At 43.6% G+C, this 885-nt stretch carries 1 protein-coding gene; it reads right to left on the bottom strand.

Going from position 1 to position 885, the window contains the following annotated elements; translation table 11 throughout:
* Positions 1-65: 65 nt before the first annotated feature.
* Positions 66-885, bottom strand: an 820-nt coding sequence (locus A3729_RS32640) for a hypothetical protein (protein WP_197475704.1), incomplete at its 5' end; no start/stop codon positions are given.

Below are 885 nucleotides of genomic sequence, written 5' to 3'. Positions count from 1 at the left end.
GCTGTCATGTGAAAAAATGATATGCGCCGATGACAGTACGAACATTATTGTTGCAAGGCAACATATTATTCATTTTCAATATATAGCTCTTTGATTGGGCCAAAGTCTGAACTGAATAGTTCGTTGCCAATTCCCTTAACCCGAGCGAAATAGCGCTTTCCAGGTGTTAATCTTAGGTGGGCTCGAGCCTTGGCAATGGTCTGTTCTTTCAGAATGTTTTCGAAGCTTTTGCTATCAGACACCTGCAATATGTAGGCTTGGGTATTGTCTACTTTATTCCAGAACAGGCCAACTTGGCTGTCGATATAGTTAACACTTAGAATCTTCACGGGTTTCAATATACCGCGGACAGAAAAGTTACGCACTTCGCTATTCGCTGTTTCGCCGTCATCTGCAAGCGATACTACGCGCCAATAGTATGAGCCGGGCATCAATGCTTTCCTTGGTGCAATCTGCTGCGCTGCATCAAAGTCTGTTTGGCTGATTAGCAGGTTGAAACCTTTGTCTTTGGAAATCTGTAGTTTTCCGAGCGTATCCGGTTTAACAAAGTTCCAGCTAAATGTAGGTTTGGTACTATCAAGTATGCTTTTGGCAAGCGGCGCAATGAGTTTTGCTTGCTCTGTGCCAATGTCCACTGCTATGCGTGTAACGGAGTCGACACCCTCAAAACCATTAGCGTCAATGGCGCGCATGGAAACGTCATACTCACCATTCTCAATATGTTCCAACTCAAGTTCAGGCTTTTGTATTTTCCCTTGCTTAACAAGTTTTCCATTTTGCTTATTGTCAGTGAGTTGAACTCGATAAGCTTCGGCGCTTTTTTGTTCTTCCCAAGACAGAGTTGAAGGAAGGTCGTCTACAACTCTCTCTGCAAATAGTGCTTTG

It is taken from the genome of Oleiphilus sp. HI0043 (assembly GCF_001634935.1).
Note: the sequence above shows the minus strand (reverse complement) of the source record. Positions and strands in the feature narration are given on the sequence as shown.